This window comes from Candidatus Symbiopectobacterium sp. NZEC135, from assembly GCF_025962695.1.
Map to the genome: position 1 here is coordinate 1 of NZ_JAGFPF010000181.1, position 2,858 is coordinate 2,858.

The window sequence follows — 2,858 nt, forward strand, 5'->3', positions numbered from 1 at the left end:
GGGCAAGACACCGACAAATGTCCCTAGCAGGGCACCGAGAAAGCAATAGAAGAGATTATTCAGGGTGAATACGGCATCCAGACCGCTGGCAAAACCGTTAAACAATTCGCTCATTGCAGGGGCCACTCGTTAAACGGAATAGCGAGTACTTTTACAAAGAAAAGATCCGATAGTCCGGCCATAATAATCGCCAGGATAATAATCTCTTTGGTTCGCGTTTCTCGCGTACCCAGTGCAGCACCGGCAATAGCCAACGCACTGGATACAATCACTCCCGCTACGCTGATGATGTATCCAAACAGAATAATCACACCGAGAATAAAAAACAGCGGACGCACGGCTGAATGAAATTTATCGGTTTTCCAAACCTGGCTTAACGTTCCTCGCAATGCAATGATAAAACCCAACAGAGCAAGCAATCCACCAAGAAGCGCGGGAACATAGCCCGGCCCCATTTGCGATGCGTTTCCTACAGGGTATTTGACGATCGCTATCGTCATTGCAGCACTACCGATGAGCAGTAGAAACCCACCCGACACGGTATCGTCGATCGCTTCCGAAAAAGACCAACGAGAGCGTGATATCAGCAGGATAAATCCGTTATCCCGCTATCACGATTATTTTGCTTCAATGCCAGCCAGTTTCGATAAGCGTGCCCATTCAGCAATTTCGCTCTTCACAAAATCACGCAATGCCGGTGGCGCAATATTTCCATAGGGTTGATAGCCAAGCTCGGTCAATTTAGCGCGGATAGCCGGGTCGTTAATCGCCTGATTAAAGGCTAGGTTGAGCTTTTCCACCACGGGCTGGGGCGTCCCCGCAGGCGCAAAGACGGCTGCCCAGGCATTGGCATTGATCCCTTTGATACCGAGTTCATCCAATGTCGGTATAGTGGGATACTCCGGGAGACGTTCGGGAGAGGAAATAGCCAATATCTTCAATTTATTCGCTTTCACCAAGGGAGCCGTTGCCGCCATTCCATCAAACAATAACGCAACGCGACCACCCACAAGGTCCACCAACGCAGGAGCGGAGCCACTGTAAGGGATTTCGACGGTATTAACACCTGCGATTTGATTAAACAAAATGGCTTTGAATCGCGTTGGTGAACCTTGCCCGGCAGACGCGTAATTATATTTACCCGGATTTGCTTTCAGCAGTTGGATCAACTCATCAACTGAATTAACCGGCAAACTTGCAGTGACCACCAGCGGCGAAATAAATTCGGCCAACAGAGCAACGGGTTCAAAATCCGTGACCGGGTTATAGGAGAGCCCCGCTATCTGTGACACGTTCGCTGCATGGGTCGATGAACTCCCCAAACCGATGGTATAACCATCCGGTTTAGCATTAGCAACAGCCAACGCCCCTAATGTGCCAGCCGCCCCGGGTCGGTTTTCTACCACAAGCTGCTGCCCGAGGATATCACTGACTTTAGGCGTAATATGCCGAATAAGGATGTCTTGGCCACCACCGGGATTGAATGGCACGATGAAGCGAATTGGTCGTTCGGGATAAGCCTGCGCGGTGAAAACAGCAGAAAACATTAGAAATAAAAAGAGGATAACACGACTAACAGTGTTCATTATTATTGCCCCTGTGCAATAAAAACCCATCGTTTAAAATGATATAAAACAGTTATCGATATAGGCTAATGCTTTTATTATCACTGAATCTGAATAAATTAAATTTCTAACCCCATTAAAATAAACCTCTCATGCAGTTTATTTTTTGTCAAAGCAAATTTTCTGCTTTGCTTTCTCAAAACCACACAGACAGACTGCAATCTGTTGCTCTTTGATAATAGCTAAAGGGCCGATAATAAAATGCGTTTTATAGACTCATGTGAAATATTTTCTTTGCCAATTCCATTATTGTATTAATATTCCCCGTTCATTAGAAAGCCGTTGCCAACAAGAAGGCCCGCGCAATCGCGCAGGCCTTCTTGTTTCATTTCCGTCGCGCCAATGGAAGGCCGCGCAAAGCGTGGATTACTGCACCCGCACATCAAAACCAGGGAAGTATTTTTTCGCCAGTTTCTCGACCGTGCCGTCATCCTGCACCTGCTTGATGGCTTTATCCAACGCCACTTTTAGCGCCGTGTCGCTTTTACGCAGGCCGAAACCGATGCCGCTACCGAGAATAGTCGCGTCGTCCACCGCCTTGCCAATAAAGCCAAAACCTTTACCTTCCGGTTTATCCAGGAAACCGGATTGTCCTGCTGCGGCCATCACCAGCGTGCCGTCCAGGCGGCCTGCCGCCAGATCTTCATAGGCCAGATTCTGGTCTTTAATCAGTCGTTTTACCATGTCGCTGTCACTTTCATCGCTGAAGTTGGCAAAGCTCGCCAACATGAAGAACGAACCGGCGGCGGGCAATAATTCAAATAGGCCGTTCTGTAAGGCACTCACCAGTAGATCGCGTTTGTGTTGATAGAACGTTCCGAGTGACAGGTAGGTTGCCGGGTCCGCCATATACTCCGCAAAGGCGTACTGCATCGGCGTGTCGGCGGAAAACATCATAAATTGGTGGATTTTCAGGATCTCGTCCATCAACGCGGCGGGGGCTAAGCAGTAACCGACGCGCCAGCCAGTGACATGAAACGTTTTACCGAACGACGAGACGATCACACTACGTGAAGCCAGTTCATTGTGAGTCGCCATGCTGTGATGACGCTGGCCGTCAAACACCACGTGTTCGTAGACTTCGTCAGAGAGGATCACAATATCGGTATTGTGTGTCAGTCGTGCCAATTGCGTCAGATCGTCAGCACCTAGCACCTGGCCGCTCGGATTATGCGGCGAGTTGAGGATGATCATGCGGGTACGCGCAGTGATGGCAGCCTGTACTTCATCCCA

General features: G+C 49.1%; 3 protein-coding genes. All 3 read right to left on the reverse strand.

Translation table 11 applies throughout. The features are described 5' to 3' along the window. Window positions 1-110 precede the first annotated feature (110 nt). Window positions 111-539, reverse strand: a complete 429-nt coding sequence (locus J5224_RS24550) for a tripartite tricarboxylate transporter TctB family protein (RefSeq protein ID WP_264627837.1) — start codon at window positions 537-539, stop codon at window positions 111-113. A 78-nt stretch (window positions 540-617) separates the two neighbouring features. After that, window positions 618-1,586, reverse strand: coding sequence for a Bug family tripartite tricarboxylate transporter substrate binding protein (locus J5224_RS24555; RefSeq protein WP_264627838.1), 969 nt, complete (start codon window positions 1,584-1,586; stop codon window positions 618-620). 405 nt (window positions 1,587-1,991) lie between these two features. Continuing rightward, window positions 1,992-2,858 (reverse strand): aminotransferase class I/II-fold pyridoxal phosphate-dependent enzyme (locus J5224_RS24560; protein ID WP_264627839.1); only part of this gene is annotated, 867 nt, incomplete at its 5' end.